The 16,283-nt window shown below is 61.5% G+C and carries 19 protein-coding genes and 4 pseudogenes; 6 read left to right on the top strand and 17 right to left on the bottom strand.

The features are described 5' to 3' along the window. Positions 1-181: 181 nt before the first annotated feature. The 9 genes and pseudogenes from AB7245_RS13920 to AB7245_RS13880 form a co-directional block, all read right to left on the bottom strand. Complete coding sequence (locus AB7245_RS13920) at positions 182-1,561, bottom strand: hypothetical protein (protein WP_439035789.1); 1,380 nt, start codon at positions 1,559-1,561, stop codon at positions 182-184. A gap of 153 nt (positions 1,562-1,714) precedes the next feature. Continuing rightward, positions 1,715-2,065, bottom strand: a pseudogene (locus AB7245_RS13915) (TniQ family protein); the annotation flags it as partial. 450 nt (positions 2,066-2,515) lie between these two features. Continuing rightward, positions 2,516-4,072 (bottom strand): ISL3 family transposase, encoded by a 1,557-nt coding sequence (locus AB7245_RS13910; protein WP_135217323.1) that lies wholly within the window; start codon positions 4,070-4,072, stop codon positions 2,516-2,518. Positions 4,073-4,137: 65 nt separating this feature from the next. Further along, positions 4,138-4,272, bottom strand: a pseudogene (locus AB7245_RS13905) (metallophosphoesterase family protein); the annotation flags it as partial. A 236-nt stretch (positions 4,273-4,508) separates the two neighbouring features. Further along, entirely contained in the window at positions 4,509-5,150 is a 642-nt protein-coding gene (locus tag AB7245_RS13900; RefSeq protein WP_439035730.1) for an HWE histidine kinase domain-containing protein, read from the bottom strand. 24 nt (positions 5,151-5,174) lie between these two features. Next, positions 5,175-6,000 (bottom strand): annotated as a pseudogene (locus AB7245_RS13895) (PAS domain-containing protein); the annotation flags it as partial. 397 nt (positions 6,001-6,397) lie between these two features. Continuing rightward, positions 6,398-6,583 (bottom strand): hypothetical protein, encoded by a 186-nt coding sequence (locus AB7245_RS13890; RefSeq protein ID WP_167768326.1) that lies wholly within the window; start codon positions 6,581-6,583, stop codon positions 6,398-6,400. Positions 6,584-6,595: 12 nt separating this feature from the next. Beyond that, positions 6,596-6,916 carry a hypothetical protein gene (locus tag AB7245_RS13885; protein WP_354134725.1) on the bottom strand — a complete coding sequence of 107 codons (321 nt, stop codon included), beginning with the start codon at positions 6,914-6,916 and terminating at the stop codon, positions 6,596-6,598. An 83-nt stretch (positions 6,917-6,999) separates the two neighbouring features. Further along, positions 7,000-7,455 (bottom strand): Hsp20 family protein, encoded by a 456-nt coding sequence (locus AB7245_RS13880; protein WP_354134748.1) that lies wholly within the window; start codon positions 7,453-7,455, stop codon positions 7,000-7,002. A gap of 338 nt (positions 7,456-7,793) precedes the next feature. Between AB7245_RS13880 and AB7245_RS13875 the strand changes: the two are divergent. The 3 genes and pseudogenes from AB7245_RS13875 to AB7245_RS13865 all read left to right on the top strand — a co-directional run. After that, positions 7,794-8,111 (top strand): annotated as a pseudogene (locus AB7245_RS13875) (DNA polymerase/3'-5' exonuclease PolX); the annotation flags it as partial. Further along, positions 8,111-8,665 (top strand): MOSC domain-containing protein, encoded by a 555-nt coding sequence (locus tag AB7245_RS13870; protein WP_439034356.1) that lies wholly within the window; start codon positions 8,111-8,113, stop codon positions 8,663-8,665. The pseudogene AB7245_RS13875 and the gene AB7245_RS13870, both read left to right, overlap by 1 nt. Before the next feature lie 123 nt (positions 8,666-8,788). After that, complete coding sequence (locus tag AB7245_RS13865) at positions 8,789-10,204, top strand: TAXI family TRAP transporter solute-binding subunit (RefSeq protein WP_354134727.1); 1,416 nt, start codon at positions 8,789-8,791, stop codon at positions 10,202-10,204. Positions 10,205-10,771: 567 nt separating this feature from the next. Here AB7245_RS13865 and AB7245_RS13860 read toward each other — a convergent pair. Together AB7245_RS13860 and AB7245_RS13855 are read right to left on the bottom strand one after the other, a co-directional pair. Next, positions 10,772-11,092, bottom strand: a complete 321-nt coding sequence (locus AB7245_RS13860) for a hypothetical protein (RefSeq protein WP_135217057.1) — start codon at positions 11,090-11,092, stop codon at positions 10,772-10,774. 25 nt (positions 11,093-11,117) lie between these two features. Beyond that, positions 11,118-11,684, bottom strand: a complete 567-nt coding sequence (locus AB7245_RS13855) for a DUF1236 domain-containing protein (RefSeq protein ID WP_354134728.1) — start codon at positions 11,682-11,684, stop codon at positions 11,118-11,120. Between AB7245_RS13855 and AB7245_RS13850 the strand changes: the two genes are divergently transcribed. Both AB7245_RS13850 and AB7245_RS13845 read left to right on the top strand, forming a co-directional pair. Beyond that, positions 11,674-12,147 (top strand): hypothetical protein, encoded by a 474-nt coding sequence (locus AB7245_RS13850; RefSeq protein ID WP_439034355.1) that lies wholly within the window; start codon positions 11,674-11,676, stop codon positions 12,145-12,147. The two genes, AB7245_RS13855 and AB7245_RS13850, sit on opposite strands and share 11 nt — an antisense overlap. A gap of 224 nt (positions 12,148-12,371) precedes the next feature. Beyond that, complete coding sequence (locus tag AB7245_RS13845) at positions 12,372-12,599, top strand: hypothetical protein (RefSeq protein ID WP_038383553.1); 228 nt, start codon at positions 12,372-12,374, stop codon at positions 12,597-12,599. Positions 12,600-12,824: 225 nt separating this feature from the next. On the opposite strand, the gene AB7245_RS13840 is transcribed toward AB7245_RS13845, so the two are convergent. From AB7245_RS13840 to AB7245_RS13815, 6 genes are all read right to left on the bottom strand, one after another. Then, a complete protein-coding gene (locus AB7245_RS13840; RefSeq protein WP_028153980.1) occupies positions 12,825-13,334 on the bottom strand; it encodes a PRC-barrel domain-containing protein in 510 nt (169 codons plus the stop codon). A 179-nt stretch (positions 13,335-13,513) separates the two neighbouring features. Beyond that, complete coding sequence (locus AB7245_RS13835) at positions 13,514-14,557, bottom strand: glycosyltransferase family 4 protein (protein WP_354114599.1); 1,044 nt, start codon at positions 14,555-14,557, stop codon at positions 13,514-13,516. Between the two features lie 3 nt (positions 14,558-14,560). Next, on the bottom strand, positions 14,561-14,683 hold the full coding sequence (locus AB7245_RS13830; RefSeq protein WP_272481429.1) for a hypothetical protein: 123 nt from the start codon (positions 14,681-14,683) through the stop codon (positions 14,561-14,563). 5 nt (positions 14,684-14,688) lie between these two features. Further along, a complete protein-coding gene (locus AB7245_RS13825) occupies positions 14,689-14,898 on the bottom strand; it encodes a hypothetical protein (RefSeq protein WP_038944827.1) in 210 nt (69 codons plus the stop codon). Between the two features lie 89 nt (positions 14,899-14,987). Then, positions 14,988-15,395: a hypothetical protein gene (locus AB7245_RS13820; protein ID WP_354134730.1), complete on the bottom strand. Its 408-nt coding sequence runs from the start codon at positions 15,393-15,395 to the stop codon at positions 14,988-14,990. Then, on the bottom strand, positions 15,392-15,607 hold the full coding sequence (locus AB7245_RS13815) for a hypothetical protein (protein WP_354134731.1): 216 nt from the start codon (positions 15,605-15,607) through the stop codon (positions 15,392-15,394). The genes AB7245_RS13820 and AB7245_RS13815 overlap by 4 nt, the downstream gene beginning before the upstream one ends. Positions 15,608-15,877: 270 nt before the next feature. Here AB7245_RS13815 and AB7245_RS13810 point away from each other — a divergent pair, with 270 nt between their 5' ends. Beyond that, a complete protein-coding gene (locus AB7245_RS13810; RefSeq protein ID WP_439034354.1) occupies positions 15,878-16,276 on the top strand; it encodes a hypothetical protein in 399 nt (132 codons plus the stop codon). The last annotated feature ends 7 nt before the right edge of the window (positions 16,277-16,283 follow it).

The following is a 16,283-nucleotide window of genomic DNA, read 5'->3' as shown; positions in this document are numbered from 1 at the left end:
CGTTCAAGACGAAACCGCACCCCGAGGGTCGCCCGAGCTTCTCCTTTAGCGAACGCTTTTACAACCGACCACAGCATCACTCTGCGGTCGGTTACTTAACCTTGATCCAAATGGAGCAAACGCCGCTCAACCCGTCCGGTTTTCTGGGGGGAGAAAGTATCGCAATAGGTGGAGAGCAGTCCTATTTCTGCCCCCTACGGCCTACGACCCGCGACTTCGTCGACCCCAATCTGCGGAACTTCCTATCAAGAAGTGCCGTCGCGTGGCCACGGAGCCAAAATCTGAATTGGCCAAGTCCGTCAATCCGAGCAGAGCTTGCCGATAGTGCCATGAAGATTTTTCTCTTCGTTACACAATAGGCCGCCGCAAGCTCAGCTGAACTAACGTATCTTCGACTAAAAGCGGCGAGCTCATTTCTTGTAAACATCCGCCGCCCGCGATTCTTCGGACTTGGCGTGAATCGCAAAAGGCCCCCTCGCACCACCGCCCGGAAACTACATCCGCTCAGACCTACGAATTGAGCGGCTTGTTCTACTGTATAAAAGTCAGCCGAGACATCCGGGAATAGCCTTCTTAGGTCATCCTTAACCACCCAAAATCTTCGCAGGCCTCGTCTGGCACTCCCCTTCTTGTTCAGCGACATCTTGCCGGCAAGTGCATATTCTATCACGTCTGTGAGCTTGGCTGAGCTGATGCATAATGTTTGACCAATCTCGACTCTGGCCCAACCTGGCTTCATCGGAATCGCGATCTCTGCCAACCTGCTCATAAGGTGCTCGATTGAGGCAGCGCAGAGCCAAGACCTCCCGCGATGGGGCAGCGTCTTGATGTAGCCGGCTTCAATCAACGCCGCGATAGTCGGGCTAGTGACGCGAAGCATCTTCTTTACAGAGCGCACGGAAAGGATTCCATGTGCAACCCGATAGCCAGCTTCGGTCAATTGCGCATCGCGGCTGTCCGTATATTTCTTAAAATGGTTACGCTCAACGAAACGCCTCGTTTTACCCAACAGTGGCGCGGCGACAATATTTATGGCGCCTTCCCTCCCAGCACGTTTCGCCTTGTGTCTCGAAAATCCCAACTCCCGCGCCGCTCGCTGGAGCGTCATCCAGTGCGACGGCTCTCCGGTTATGACGAAACGAGAGTCGAGCGCCAGCGGCATTCGGGTCTCCGCATAGCAAGCCAACTCGTGTTTGAAGACCCACAAAATCTCCGGTGAAATACGAGTACGGCCATATAGCAAGGCTCTGTAAATAAATGGAAGCTCCTTCTCGATGTAGCTTCTTCCTGAAGTCGGATACTTGATATTTGCGAAGCGCGTCGAACGAACGCGCTCAAGATAATCATGGTATCCCGCCGGCCAATCGGATAGCGCGACCTCCGTGATAGCTAGCCGCTCCCGCTCGACATCTGCGCTCCGTGAATCGTTCTTCACGCGAAGCAACGGTCTGCTCAGGATGAATATGAGTTGCACAATATCCAGCAGCGAAGCGCTACGGAAACACCGGGGCAAGCCTGAAAGCTGCTCTCGCCAGCGCCTTGCGGCTACGTCTCCCAACACGCCGACGATCCTTGCAACACCTGCCGCAGTGGGACCGCCCGCACATTCACTAAGGTTCGCATCGCACAGCCTGTTGCCACAATGGGTCGCGCCACGACGATTTGCTACAAGCGGCTTGGCGCAAAACGGGCAAGTGCTGATCAATTCGCACGAATGCTCGGGGCAATATCGCCAAATCTTGAGACTCCACACGGACTTCAAGATCGCCTTCTCTGATAAACAGACGGGACACACCTTCGGCTGCGGCGAAAAATATCTATGAGGTATTCCCAGTTCTCCCCCGTTCCAAAACGCTGACCTGCGGTCGGGAAAGTAGCGTGCGAAATCATCAGGCGAAGCATTGATCAAATGCGAATAACTTCCACTATAATTTCGGTCGCCCGCTCCTGAAGAGGCTCTCCCCACCAGCGATTTGATCGCATAGGCACTATCGTAGCCATTAGCTCCAGCTAGACGAATTGCCCACCCCCAGAGGCTTTCACCCGGCTCCGGAGAGGCTCGCATAACCAGACGCGTAGGTCGAGCAGCGATCCTACATCTCTCACCACCGACCTTGTAGAAGCTTGTCATCGAGTTAGCTCAGCTTTTGACGACTGACATCCTTTGGCACTGGCATCCTTGTTTCATTCTTCAGATGCTTGGCGATCAGACGACGCCTGCGGCCCACTCAACATGTTCGACCTACTGTCGTTCATGTGCAACACTCTCCAATCGCCATGCTAGCGCCTCCGCAACTTTCGGCTTTTACTTTGAAGCGCATAGAACGAATTTCGTTTGACGGGGTAACCCTGTAGATTAAGGCAGCGTCGGATATCGTCCAGCATCAGTTCGAATTCAGCCCCACGAAATGTTTGACGGATTCGCCATAGGATATGCTCTGGGCTCACGCATTGCGGTGCCGCGTGTCATTCGGCCTGCAATATTGGCTCTGACGCAATTTTGGTGCAGCTCCGATTATTCTGCACCGATTAGCCTGGCCTGAAGGAGATCGATTTTCCCGCGACCGTACATCTGCCTTCTCACGAGCTTGAGGCGGGTGATCTGACCTTCAGTCTGTCCGTTGGACCAGGGCGAAGTGATTGCCGCCCGAACCGCCGCTTCATCCTTCGTGACGCCGCTGGCGAAGGAAGTCACGAGACTGGCGCGGGCGCGGTCGATCCACGGCGTGAGCCCTGCTTCGGCTCTGCGCCGGATCATCAAGTGGAATTCGGCGATGATCTCGCGAGCCTCGACCAAGGATGGTACGCCAGCTTCGATTGCCGCGACCGTGACGGTCTCTGCTTTCGTGAGCAGATCTCCGCCGATTGTCATGAGGCGCGCGATCGTTCTGGCCGATGGAATCCGCTGAAGGTTTCGTGCGTCGGGCTTTTCAGCCCTTCGTCTGCGGGTCGCCCACTCGCTGATGACGCGGAGCGAGCCTCTGAAGCCACGCGCCGTTAAACGACGCCAAAGTTCAGCCCCGTTTCGGCAGCCGGACGCCCACTGATCGTCGAGCCACGGCAAGTGTAAGTCCAACGAACTTTGCCGGGTCCGGAAGACATCGTGTCGTTCGCCGCGAATCGCCTGCCGTACCAGCTGCCTGCTGTGACCAGTCTGACGCACGATCTGCTTGATAGGTATGCCATTCTTCGACAGAGCCAGGATAGCCGCATTGGTCTCCTCGCGGCGCAGATAACCCTCATACTGGATCCGCTCTGCGGCTGTTAGCAGCTTGGGATCAATCGTGGTCGCGCCGATCACTGTGCGTATCTGGCGCATCGATTTGCGAACGGCATCGAGGAAGGCCCGACTGGCGTTCTCCATCAGATGCCAACGATCTGCAACCTGTACCGCATGCGGTAAGGCTCTTGCTGTCGCTTCGCCATATCCCCCACCACGGTCACGGGCAACGATCGCGATCGTGGGATGAGCAGCGAGCCAGGCTTGGGCAGTTGCGGGCTCCCGATCCGGGAGCAGGGTGACTACTCGGCGCCGCTCCAGGTTGCAGATGATGCTGGCGTATCTGTGGTTGCGCCGCCAGGCCCAATCATCAATGCCGATAACCCTGAGCGGATCAGCTGGCGGACGGCTACGGCGTCGGACCACGCGAAGGAGCGTATCCTTGCTCACCGGCAGCATTAGCCGTTTTGCGAAGCCTGCTGCCGGTCGACCGCCAAGTGCCAGACCGAGGTGATGGACGATAGAGTCCAGCCTTGCCGTGCGTCGCGCCGACGGTGCCAGCACCCCTTCGGCGAAGCGCTCGGTGAAGATTTGGCGCCCGCATAGGACGGCGCCGCAACGGAAGCGACGAGCAATCACCAGAAGCTGTACGATCCGCCCCGAAAGGGGAAGATCAGTCACACGACGCCGGTATCGGCTATGGACGCGTCGGGAAACCGTTCCGCAAGATGGGCACAGACCAATGCTTCCCGACGCCCGGACCGCAATAACAGCCTTATCACCTTCGTAGTACGCACTCTCTACAACAAATCCACTCGGCACCAGACTGGAGCGCTGGAGTGCCTGCTGCATGGCGCTGATTCTCCCCCAAATCAAAGCGCCAGACATCCCTCGAACTGCATCAAAAGTGAGTCAGAGCCAAATTTACAGGCCGATTGACAGTCGCCGATGTCACCGCCGTGAATGATGTGGTCGACATGGGCCAGAAAACGAAGAGCCTCTGGCCTAAGCAGGCCGTGCGTATCCGAGATGATGCCGACGGTAAAGGTCATCCAAGCCTCCGGTCGAAGCACGCTGTCGCGTATTGCGCCGCGTCTTCCTGATGCACCGGCGTCACCATCGAACCGACGCATGACCGGAGTGCGCTCGATGCTCGATCACCAAGCTGATCGCGATCCTGGATCAGATGCAGACCGTTGGGGGCGGATCCGACTCAAACGGTGAGACCTGCCCGGAGTGTCCGAGCGAAGACCGCTGACGGACCGAATAGAGATGCGAGTAAACATCTTCAAGCCGCGAGGCGCTTCAATGGTATGCTCAACTTCAGCCTAAGGCCATTTCGCCGCCAGTCGTGCTCGATCCGGCCCCCAAGCTCGCCAGTCACGCTGCGCTCGGTCAGAATACTGCCAAAACCGCGAGCATGCGGTTTTACATTGATCTCCGGACCGCCGCTCTCGTCCCAGTCAAGGCGGAAGTCATCACCGCTCGCAGCCCATGTGACGTGGATCGAACCATCCGGTCGAGAGAGAGCCCCGTACTTAACCGCATTCGTCGCAGTCTCATGCAACACCAATGCGAGCCCTGTCACGGCCTTCGCTCCGACAGGCACATCAGGTCCGCTCAGGACGATGCGGTCGGGCGAGCCATCTTCATAGGGCTGCAACACAGTGCGCACCAGCGTGTCCATCGTCGTCTGCTCGCTTTCGTGCTCCGTGCCCATGATGCCAGGACGGACGAGATCCTTAGCTCGCAACAGCGCATCCAATCGACCACGAAGAGCGTGAGCCATCTCCTTCGGGCTTCCGGCAGACCGAACACTGAGCGTAATCATCGAGTGGAAATTGGCGAAGATGTTCTTCACTCGGTGATCGGCTTCCCGAGCAAGCAACCGTTGACGCTCTTGTGCATTCTTCTGATTGGTCACGTCCACCACGACGCCGACGAAGCGATCGGGTTTGCCGTCCTCACCATACAAGCACTCGCCGCGAGCCTCGACCCAGCGGATATTTCCGTCCTTCCGCAAAAGCCGGTACTCCTGCACATACTTTTCTCCGGTGACGATGGTGCGGTTGACAGCGTCGGCGATCCGCCGAACGTCCTCTGGATGAATGCCCGCAAGGTAGTCCGACAACGGAGCGCCTTCGTCTCCCTTGGCAGGATCGACCGAGAACATTCCCGCAAATCGAGCATCGGAATAGAAGGTGTCGGACCGCACATGCCAGGCGAACGTACCCACCATACCGGAGGCGTTCAGCGCCTGGCGTAGTCGCTCCTCGGCTTTCGCTAACGCTCGCTCCGCTAAAACCTGTTGCGTCGTTTCCACGACCACGGCGAGAACGCCTTCCGGACGGCCATTCTCCCCCAGCACCGGGCTGTAATCCAGGTTCATCCAGACCTGCTCAGGAACGCCTGAGCGGTGAAGCGTCAGCTCTTGATTTCGGTAAGACAGCGTGCCCCCCCCCCAAGCCCACCTTCATCACGTTGTCGTTGAAGTCGGCCACCTCAGGCCAACCTTCCCGCACCTTGGATCCAAACAGGAAGGGATGGCGACCTCCAGCAAAAATCGAGTAGGCGTCATTGTAGATCATGATGCCGTCCGGTCCCCATAGGAGCACGATGGGGACGGGTGAGCGCAGCAGTATTCCGACCGTGGTCTTCAGGTTTTCTGGCCACTCAAAGATCGGCCCCAAGCTGGTTTTCGACCAATCGAGGGAACGAATAAGGGCGCCATTTTCACCGCCACCGAACGGGAAATGTTCGTCGGGTTCCGAGGCGCTCACGTGGCGAAATCCCTTTAAGGCCGTTCCTTAGATGATTGGACCTTCTTTCAATTACTGACACATAGCCAGCCCTAACTTTGGTGCAGCGTGTTTCGCCGGCGACATCATTTTTCCCCATCTCCGCTATAAATTCGCGCTCTCCGGCGGTCCGTTGGGCATCGCGCCCGCTGCGCTTTGCCGGCGGCGCCTGCGCTGTCGCGACCGTTTCGCGAGTGGCGCCGTTCCGTGGCGCTCGATCCCACTTGGGCGCGGGTTTTCGCCGGCTTCTTGCCGGCGATCGGCATCAGCATCTCCTTCTGTCCGATAGCCGTATTGCGCCGCTTTCCCCTTCTAGGCAGCGTTGCCTTCGGCCACCTCGGGACCGCCCGATCGAGCGAAGGCGGTGGCCATCGGTTCGTCAGACCTGAAGCGAGGAGATGACAGGCCGGCGTTTGAACCGACGTTCGACCTGCACACCAGAGGCGGTGCGAGACCGCAGCGGAGCCCGCATCGCCTTCCACTCGGCGACCTGCCGCTGCAGTTCGCGCGCGAGATCCGGTTCGATGGCTTCAGGTTTGTCTTGCGACATTTCGGGGATCTGCATCGTCTTCCCTGTTTAGGCGGCAGCCCGATCGGCCGGCCGCAGACGCATCGGCTTCCCGCCGGGCGGATTGCGAGGACCACCGTCCAACGCACGAAGCGCCTCCAGGATCTCGTCGATCGTCACGGGAGCCTTCAAACCTTGGGGAGCCCGCAGCGAGGGGCAAGACGCGATGGCGGAGGCGTCCGAGGCCCATGACGCCAGGATAGCGCGCTTCTCCGAGAGACTGAGGGCGGGATGCGAGACAACGTCCCGCGGATGTTCGAATACCGTACCGGGATGCAGGACGGCGTTGAGATCGATGACCTTGTCGTCGAGTGCAGTCGTCGGCCGCATGGCTACCTCCAACCGAGACGCGTTATGGGGGATCCGCGCGGGGCGCGCCCGCGCGGCTATGATCATGCCTATGTCCGTTGTTGTCAGGCCGCCTTGGCTTCGATCTGATCGACGTTATTGGGTCCAACGCCATTGATAGCGATGCGGCGCGGCTTTTTCGCCTCGGGGATTTCGCGCTGCAGGTCAATGACGAGCAGGCCGTTCTCGAAGCTGGCGCCCTTGACCTCTACGTGATCGGCGAGGGTGAACTGGCGCTTGAAGTTGCGGGCCGAGATGCCGCGATGCAGGAAAGTCCGCTCTTCCTTGTCGCTCTTGCGGCTCTCGAGCGTCAATACGTTCTGCTCGACCGTCAGATCGACCTCGTCCGGCTTGAAACCGGCGAGCGCGACGGAAATCTGGAAGCGGTTCTCGTCGAGGCGTTCGATGTTGTAGGGGGGATAGCTTTCCTCGCCTGCGCGCTGGGCGGCTTCGGCCAGGTCGAAAAGACGGTCGAAGCCGATGGCCGACCGGAACAGGGGCGAAAAATCTGCAGTGCGCATAGCCAGATCCTCCAAGGAGCAAAATGGTTGAGCGGCACCGGACACGACCGGTGCCCGTCTCGAGTGGCGGGACCCTGACGGCGTCCCGATCGCCGGAGTGGCGACGCCGAAGAAATTTGGAAGGCCGAAAAAAGTTTCAAGGGTGTCACGCAAATTTTGTTGCCCAAGGACTCGGGACGGTTAATCCGGTCTTGCCGCCTATTCCCGCGCGCGGCGCAAGGCGTCCTTCAGCTTCTCCCTCTCGCTTTCCCATCGCCGATCCTCGGCCTCGATCCGCTTGTCGATGTCGCGCCGCTCCGCTTCCAGGCTTTCCGACGGCCCGTCGTGCTCCCGCTGCGCGGCGTCCAGGCTACGAAATCGATGTCGAGAAGGTGCTGCACGCCTGCGCCAAGCACGACGTCGTGGTCGAGATCGATGCCCACCCGTGGCGCCTCGACTTGGATTGGCGCTGGCACCAGGCCGCCCTCGACTTCGGCTGCATGCTGAGCATCAATCCGGACGCGCACTCGATCCCCGAGCTCGACCACATGCACTGGGGCGTCGAGATGGCCCGGAAGGGCGGTGTCCCTGCCGACCGGGTCCTGAACGCGATGGCCCTTCCGCAGATCACGCGCTACCTGCGTCAGAAGCGGCGCTCGATCGCCCGGGCGGCCTGATGCCGCAGGCGCTCTCCCTGGAGGGCACCGTGGTCGCGGTCGCCGCCGATCGCGGTCACCACTTCAGCAAACCGCCGCAGGACCGGATCGTGCTGGTGGAAGGCCATGGTGTCGAAGGCGACGCCCACGCCGGCCCGTTTGTCCGGCACCGCTATCTCGCCCGCCGCCAGCCCCGCCTAGCCAATCTCCGGCAGGTTCACCTGATCCCGTCCGAACTCTTCGCCTCCCTCTCGGATGCGGGCTTCAAGGTCGGAGCGGGAGACCTGGACGAGAACATCACCACTGCCGGCCTGGACCTCGAGCGGATGCCGCTCGGGACGCTCATCGAGCTTGGACCCGCTGCGATCGTGGAGCTGACCGGCCTCCGGACGCGGTGTGTCCTCATCGACCGCTTCCGGACCGGTCTGAGGCGGCATGTGCTCTCGTCGGCAAAACCGGGCCCTCGGTTCAAATGCGGGGTGCTGGGCGTGGTAAGGGTCGGGGGAAGGGTCGCGGCTGGCGATAGCGCGCGAATTCGGCTTCCTTCTGTCTTTCGTGATCTACCGGCCCTCTAGGGGTGGACGCCCTTGTCCATACATCCAAGAAGTGCGCCGGTTCGGGAACGGCTCGGAGATCCGCAAGTTCCCGATAGAGAGCTGGGACGCGGGACGTGCAGAAAGCGGACCATCGGAGAGCAAATGTCCTCCTCCAGTGGCAGCAACAGGCAAGATATTCAGCGGCGAAAGGCCCGCTCGTTGTTGCTGGTCCTGGCCGTTGGATTCGCGGTCTTTCTGGCCGCTGGCGGAGCTCTCTATTACGTCCTGCAGCCCACGACGCTTCGGGTCGCCGTGGGACCGACCGGCAGCGAAGACCACGCGGTGGTAGAGGCCATGGCCGAGGCGTTCGCCGACGAAAGCCGTACCGTGATGCTGTCCCCGGTAACGACCGCTGGCGCGGCCGAATCGCTCGCCCTGCTCGGCAATGGCAAGGCCGAGCTCGCGGTCGGCCGCGCTGATCTGAGCATGCCTTCGGACGCACAGACGCTCGCCGTGCTGCGCAAGAACTACGTCGTCCTGTGGTCATTTTCCGGACCAGGCGGCAAGGTCGCGAAAAAGAAGAACGCTACAAAGATCGCTGAAATAGCTGACCTCGCCGGACGCAAGGTCGGCGTCATAGGCAGGACCGCAGCAAACGCGTCGGTCCTGCGGGTTATCCTCGATGGGTCCGGCGTGGAGCCGGACAAGGTCGGCGTGGCGCAGTTCAGCACGGACGAGATCGAAAAACTCGCGCAAGATCGCACGATCGAAGCGTACCTGGCCGTGGGGCCGCTCGACAGCAAGATCACAGCCGACGCGATCGCGGCGACAGCCCGCACGCGCGGCACGCCGAAGTTCCTCCCGATCGACGCATCTGAGGCCATCGCGTTGAAGCACTCGCGCTATGAGGCCGAGGAGATTCCGCCCAGCGTCTTCAACGCGAAACCGGCATGGCCCGAGGAAAAGGTCGATACGATCGCTGTCAGCCACTTGATTCTGGCCAGAAAAGGGCTTTCCGAAGCCAAGGCGGCGGCCTTCTATCGGCAGCTTTTCGCGGTCCGGGATACCATCACCCAGCATGCCGCCGGCGCCGCCCATATCACCAAGCCGGAGACCGAGAAGGAGGCCGAGCCGTCCGTGCACCGCGGCGCCGCCGCCGTCATCAACGGCACGGAACGGACATTCCTGGACAAGTACAGCGACTACATTTGGTTCGCCTTGTTGCTGCTGTCCGGCATTGGTTCGGCCGCTGCATGGCTGCGTCGTTATCTCAACCGGGACGAACGGGACGAAAACACCGTCCATCGCAACCGGATCCTTGCCGCGGCTTCCGAGATTCGCGCCGTCCAATCCGATAGCGAGTTCGCGGCGACTCAACGCGAGGTCGATGCCATCATCAAGGAAGCCCTCACTTGTTTCGACGAGGGGGCCATCGAACAAGAGGACCTGGCTGCCTTTGCCCTGGCCCTCGAACTTTTCGATCATGCTGTGGCGGAGAGGCGCGCGGAATTGCAGGCTGGCCTGATGGACCCGGCGCGGGCGCCTACCGGTGCACCCACCCTGGCCTCTCGCCGATGACAGGCCGCCGACGGCACGTCGCGCGACAGATCCCGGTGCTGAAACGAAATCGTTATGGCTTCGACATTTTGCGCCTATACCTGATGCGTCGCAATTGTGCTCCTCCATCTTTGCGCCGCGCGCCGATGCCTATGTCCAGCGTTTCCCGCTCGATGAGCCCGCCCTCCCACAGCCGGTCGAGTGTCTTCGCAACTTCCAGCATTTCTCCGCCCGAAATGCGCTGAATCTCGGCGGCCTCTGCCGAACGAGGAGCGGGCCTCGGCGCCATTGATATAGGCGACGGCTAGACAGCCCGCCGTCAAGTTGGCAACTAATCGCATCATCGTCATCGCCTCAAATGCTGAGTGAGTCTCGCTATTCGCCGCTCGTCAGAGGAGCGCCCTGTGGCTCCAGCAGCTTGAAAGCGGTGAGCAGTGCCTGGATTTCGGCGCGCTCGTTCGGGGGGGGGATCGGCTTCGAGCCGCGCCAGCAATTGCTCTTTTTGTACTATCAGCTTCGCAAGAGCGGACATCTTTTCACCGTAGATTACCAGCGAAAGGGCCGCTCGGAGAGCGGCCCTTGTCTTACTCACCAGCTCCGGGTACCGAAGCTGAACCCGATGCTCGGCCCGCCGCCGTAGTAGCCGTAGCCGCGGTCGTAGTAACCAGGTCCGCCGTAGTAGCCGTAGCTGCGGCGCGCGACGTAGGCGTCGTCGTCGCCGTAGTAGCGCTGAACGTAGCGCGGACCGCGGGTCCGGAAACAACGCCCGTACTCGTTGCAGACGAGCCGGACCTGCTCCGTTCCAGAGGAAAGCCCGGTCGGGCCTGGGGCGGTCGGATTGAGCGGAGCGGCGATCGCAGCCGATCCCAGAAGGGAGGCGGCGAACAGTCCCAGTACGATAGTCTTCATGGATGTTCTCCTTTCCGTGGCGAGATCAGTCGATCTCTTCGATGATGCGACGCTCATGAGGTTCGACGATATAGGTGCGGCTGTCCCGGTTGATGTATCGGTACTCGCGCAAGGTCGGAGCATCCCGATAGACTTCTTCCGAAAACGCTTCGATCTCCACGCCTTCGGGCACACGCTCGCCGGTCCGGATCTCGGTGCGGACGGTGCTGCCGGTCGTGCGGCGCTCGCGCTCGACTTGGCGCGCCTTGGCCTGCTTGCGGATCACCTCACGGTCGCGATCGCTGAAGGTGACCTTGCGCTGCTCGGTGCGTGCCGGGGCGGCAGCCGTGGAGCGACCCGAATACGGCATGACCGCCACGATCTTGGAGCTGGACGGTTCTACGATGACGATCTCGTCCTTCACCAGGACGAAGTCGTAGCCCCGATACTGCGGCACAATCTCGACCACCTCCGTCGGCAGCGACTGCAGACGGACGTCGCGCGGCACGACGGTGCCGACCGAGAGCGAGAAGTTCACGTTGGCGAGGGGCTGCACGTTCAGGCGCGAGATCGACGCGCTGATGCGGGTCCGCTGTTGATCGTTGACGTTCACCGACGCGTTCACGTTGGTGTTCGAAGAGCGATCCGCCGTGTTCTGCCGGTCGTTTGGCTGCTGCGCCGTGTTGGTTGAACCGCTGCCCGTCGGCGACTGCGCCTGGTTGGTGCCCGAGGCGGGCGGATTGGTGCTCTGCGACTGGGTGTTCGTGTTCGACGGAGGGTTGGTCTGCGCCTGGTTCGAAGGCGTCGCGGGCTGGTTGGTCTGGGCCTGGCGCGAGGTCGGCGCCTCCGTGGCGTTGGTGCCGGTGCTGGAATTCGTCGAAGGATTCGTGGTCTGCCCGGACGAGCTGGACGACGGGGTCGTGGACGATGATGACGGCGTCGTCGTGGATGTGGAGTCCTGCCGCTGCGTCGTTGGCGGATTCGAGCTCGAAGTGCTGGGCGACGACTGCGCGAAAGCCGACGTTGCGATCGCGACTGCGGCGGTCGTGGCTAAGAATAAACGTTTGTTCATCTGAAAACCTCCCAATTTGGTCGCCCGATAACACGCGGTGGCATGGCGAGTTCCAAATCGGGATAATTCGGTAATTGGTCTCTGCTCCCATCTCGAGTTTCACTGCGAATATGGCCACGCTGCGACCGCGCCGATAGCACGCCGTCCATCATCTTTCGGGAATAAGTGGAACTTCTAACTGGGCGTGTTGTTGGCAGTGACTACTTAACGCCATTGGAGGAGGACATCATGAAGAAGCTGATCGTATGCGGCGCTCTTGCCGCTTTCGCCCTCGGCACACAGGCAGCCAGCGCCGCAGAGTTCTACATCGTCCGCGACGCGACCACCAAGAAGTGCACCGTCGTCGACACCAAGCCGACGACCACGACCACCACCGTCGTGGGAGACGGTGTGTACAAGACCAAGACCGAAGCCGAGTCCGCCGTGAAGACCACGAAGGTCTGCACTGAACAGTAATAAACACCAGGCGTCGTTGCCCCGATGTAATCGTTCGGAACAGGTTTGGAGGAGCGCACGCCCGTATTGATCGTGTGGCGTTTCCTGGTTGACATGCACTGAGCGAATTGACGCTAAAGCGGCCCGTCCGGCGAACCCGGGCGGGCCGTTTTCTTTGGATTTCCGTGGTTGCGGATGCGCAAAAAAGGGGCCCGTGGGGCCCCTGTTCCGCGAGCGTTTGCTTGCCTAATTGTAGTCTGAGTATTTGAACTGCGGCAGCGCCTTCAACTGCTCCTTGTTGCCATTCATGACAGCGTGGTCAGGCACCCAATCGTTCGTGTTGCGATGGGTGGTGTTCGTGGAAGCGGCGCCGGTGGTCGTGTCACGCGCAGTCGAGTTGCCGCTGGAGGTGGTCCGGACCGGCTCCTCGACGAACTTCAACTTGTCCATGGAGACCGCAATATCGTGCTCGCCCATTCCCAGGAAGCCGCCGACGCCGATCACCACGGCTTCGATCTTGCCGCTCTTGTCGACCAGCAGTTCGTTGATGTCGCCTAGCTTCTCGTTGGCCTCGTTGTAGACGTTCAGACCCATCAGCTTCGAGGCGCGCCAGCTTCCCTTGAGAGCCATCTGCGCATGAGCCGGCTGGCCCGTGGTCGCGGTAGCGGCGCGATCGGCCGGCTGCGTGGATTGCGCGAACGCAGCGCCGCCGATCACGGCAGCGCCAAGCAGGGCGACGGCAAGAACGCTTTTCATCTTCTATCTCCTCCAGCGACGTCGGCGTCCGGTCGGATGCCGCGCTCCACAACGCGAGGAGGTTCCGCTTGTTCCCGATGCAGCGCTCGACTCTGGGAGTTCAGTGAAGGATTCGCGACGAGCGAATTCAGAAGACGTCTTTGGAGCCTGCGGAGCCCGCCCTCCTCATCGGAGGGCGCCTACCTTCGAGACGGCGTCACGCGCGCGATCAACTCGCGATACCGGCTTTCGTACTCCCGCGCCATCCGGCTCGCGACGAAGCGCTCCTCGAACCGGGCGCGGACGGCTCTTCTGTCGAGACGGCCGAGATCGTTCACAGCCTCGATCGCCTTCGCGGCGTTCTCGACGACGAAGCCGGTGACGCCGTCCTCCACCACTTCCGGCACCGAGCCGGAGCGGTAAGCGATGACGGGCGTCCCGCAGGCCATCGCCTCGATCATGACTAGGCCGAACGGCTCGGGCCAGTCGATCGGAAACAGCAGGGCCGCGGCGCCGGCGAGAAACGGTTGCTTCCGCGCCTCGTCGACTTCGCCGACGAGCTCGATTTTCTCGCCGTCGATGTTCGGTTCGAGCTTCTTCTTGAAGTAAGCCGTCTCCGCGCGCGGTATCTTGGCGGCGATCCGCAGCGGCATCCCGGCAGCACGTGCGATGCGCATCGCGTCTTCGGGGCCCTTGTCGACCGTCAGCCGCCCAAGAAAGGCCAGGTACGAACCAGGCTCATAGGACGGCCGAAAGAGATCCTTCGGCAGACCGTGCTGGATCGTAGCGATCCAGTTCGCCTCCAGAAGCGGCCGGCGCTGGTTGTCGGAGATCGAGACGAAAGGCGCTTTCGGAAAGGCTCCGATGACGTCGGGGAGCCCGGGAAGGTCGAGGCGGCCATGCATCGTCGTGAGATACGGGACATCCGTCCGGCTCAGCACGGGAAGGGGCAGCCAGTCGACGTGAGAGTGGATCAGGTCGAAGCCGGCAGCGTGTTCAGCGATAGCTTCGACCAGCATCGCACAGGCGGCGTTGGGATCCACGCCCATCCGTCCCAATCGCAGAGCACGTGGCCACACTGGGTAGAGCTTTGCCTTCGTCCTCGAATCGCCGCTTGCGAACAAGGTGACGTCGTGTCCGAGCTCGACGAGCTCATCCACCAGCCAAGCAATCACGCGCTCCGTCCCACCGTAAAGTCTCGGTGGGACGCTCTCGGCCAAGGGAGCAAGCTGTGCGATCCGCATCGGCTAGGCTCCCAGAACGAAGCGCATGATCACCACCACAACGGCCGAAAGCAGGAAGGAAATCGCGAGCAGCGTCCAACCGGGCTGTGTGCTTCCGCAGGCCACCCGCGCGACGAACATCTTCATGTCCCTCAGCATTCTTCGTCGGGAAGCCGGTCGAGATAGGCTATCCCCAAGCTTGCGAGCTCTTCGGAATCGCTCCGCCGCTCTTCCCATCTCCTCTGCAGGTGACGCTGCAGCAGACAGCGTCGGTCATCTCGCGAATTGATATCGGGGCGCCTCAATCGGTACACCGTCCATGCGGTCTCCGCGGCCATCTTCAACACGACATCGTCGACCATCTACGCGCTCCGGGGCCGCAACCAGTCGGTGCCAACTCGGCGCGCTTGCGAAAGTTTCCGGTTTTTCCCGATCGTGGGCGAAGGACGTATCAGGACGCCTTCGCCCGTGCTCGTTCGCGCGCCGCCCGGCGGCGCTGCAGGCGCCGGCTTCGGGCAGCCCTTATGGAGGCGAGAAGTCGCGGCGCGGGCTCTACGGCCGCGAGGCGCTCGACGGGAGCGTCGGCCCGTTCCACTTGCGGCTCGGAAGACCTGGCTTCCATGAAGTCGAGGACCGTCCGGCCGTTCTCGGTGATCCGCCATCCGCCGTTCAGGCGCTCGACCAGCGCCTGCGAGAAAATGTCGAGATCGGGGACGCGTGCGGCGAGGCGCTTGGTCCGTTCGGTCCAGTCGCGCCCGCTGGTGGCCAGGATGGCCATGTCGCGCTTGAGGTCCGCCATGACGGCGAAGCCGTCGGGATAGCTCACCAGGATCTTGAGAACCGTGACCTGGAAGTTCACGCCCCGCCCCTGATCAGCGCCACATCGTCGGCGCGTCGCGAAGTCTCGCGACCGACCTTCTTCAGGTTTTCCAGCGCGACGTTGCCCTCGGCGACGGCTTGCAGAATCCTGGAAGCGACGTGCGCGCGAGCGCCGGTTTCGAAGCGCGAGATGTCTGCGCAGACATCGTCGAGGACGGCGCGCAGAAGCGCGGTCGTGGCCGGATCGAACATCGGACCCCCGAGAAAGGCGAGAGCGAAGCCTAGCGCAGAAAAGTCCGTCGGCGAATTCAACATTGTTAACCTCGCCACGTCGGTAGTCCCTCTCTCGCGCCGCAGCATTCCGGTCCTGACTCGGCTGCAATGACCGTTGCTGCTCCAGGCTTGGTGCTTCGAGCGACGCTGTCCCGGCGCGGTGCTCCGATTGCCCTCGTCGCCGGGTCAGCAACCATTGCCTATTTTTCCCGTTATCGGCGGGGCATCCGCAATCTAAAAGGAGTTCCGATGAAGAATATTGCAATGTCGGCGCTGATGGTCGGCGCCCTCGGTCTGGCGTCGGTGGCCACGACATCTCCTGCCGAAGCTCACTGGCGAGGTGGTTGGGGCGGCTGGGGGCCGGGTATCGCCGGCGGCCTGGTTGCGGGTGCCGTGATCGGCGGGATTGCGTCCTCGGCGTACGGCCGGGGACCCGGCTACGACTATTACGGCAGCCCCGGCTACTACGGCGCCGACTATGGCTATGGCGAGCCTTATCGCTGGGGCGGCGGCTACACCACCACCTACTACACGGCGCCCGTCTCCTACGGCTATCGCTATCGCCGGGTCGTTCGTCCCGCCTACGCCTATTATCGCGGCTCCTATCCGGTCGTACGTCATCGCTGGCATCGCCACCACCACTGGTGACCGGTCG

The sequence above is a fragment of the Bradyrhizobium sp. 604_D8_N2_3 genome (assembly GCF_051810765.1).
In the GTDB taxonomy this organism is placed as follows: Bacteria; Pseudomonadota; Alphaproteobacteria; order Rhizobiales; family Xanthobacteraceae; genus Bradyrhizobium; species Bradyrhizobium barranii.
The sequence above is the reverse complement of the archived record's forward strand: the minus strand, read 5'-3'. Positions and strand labels throughout refer to the sequence as shown.

Excerpts from the sequence above, each read along its gene's own strand:
- AB7245_RS13910 (WP_135217323.1), bottom strand. The coding sequence starts at position 4,072 with ATGCAGCAGGCACTCCAGCGCTCCAGTCTGGTGCCGAGTGGATTTGTT.
- AB7245_RS13890 (WP_167768326.1), bottom strand. The coding sequence starts at position 6,583 with ATGCAGATCCCCGAAATGTCGCAAGACAAACCTGAAGCCATCGAACCG.
- AB7245_RS13885 (WP_354134725.1), bottom strand. The coding sequence starts at position 6,916 with ATGCGGCCGACGACTGCACTCGACGACAAGGTCATCGATCTCAACGCC.
- AB7245_RS13880 (WP_354134748.1), bottom strand. The coding sequence starts at position 7,455 with ATGCGCACTGCAGATTTTTCGCCCCTGTTCCGGTCGGCCATCGGCTTC.
- AB7245_RS13870 (WP_439034356.1), top strand. The coding sequence starts at position 8,111 with ATGCCGCAGGCGCTCTCCCTGGAGGGCACCGTGGTCGCGGTCGCCGCC.
- AB7245_RS13865 (WP_354134727.1), top strand. The coding sequence starts at position 8,789 with ATGTCCTCCTCCAGTGGCAGCAACAGGCAAGATATTCAGCGGCGAAAG.
- AB7245_RS13860 (WP_135217057.1), bottom strand. The coding sequence starts at position 11,092 with ATGAAGACTATCGTACTGGGACTGTTCGCCGCCTCCCTTCTGGGATCG.
- AB7245_RS13845 (WP_038383553.1), top strand. The coding sequence starts at position 12,372 with ATGAAGAAGCTGATCGTATGCGGCGCTCTTGCCGCTTTCGCCCTCGGC.
- AB7245_RS13840 (WP_028153980.1), bottom strand. The coding sequence starts at position 13,334 with ATGAAAAGCGTTCTTGCCGTCGCCCTGCTTGGCGCTGCCGTGATCGGC.
- AB7245_RS13835 (WP_354114599.1), bottom strand. The coding sequence starts at position 14,557 with ATGCGGATCGCACAGCTTGCTCCCTTGGCCGAGAGCGTCCCACCGAGA.
- AB7245_RS13830 (WP_272481429.1), bottom strand. The coding sequence starts at position 14,683 with ATGAAGATGTTCGTCGCGCGGGTGGCCTGCGGAAGCACACAGCCCGGT.
- AB7245_RS13825 (WP_038944827.1), bottom strand. The coding sequence starts at position 14,898 with ATGGTCGACGATGTCGTGTTGAAGATGGCCGCGGAGACCGCATGGACG.
- AB7245_RS13815 (WP_354134731.1), bottom strand. The coding sequence starts at position 15,607 with ATGTTCGATCCGGCCACGACCGCGCTTCTGCGCGCCGTCCTCGACGAT.
- AB7245_RS13810 (WP_439034354.1), top strand. The coding sequence starts at position 15,878 with ATGAAGAATATTGCAATGTCGGCGCTGATGGTCGGCGCCCTCGGTCTG.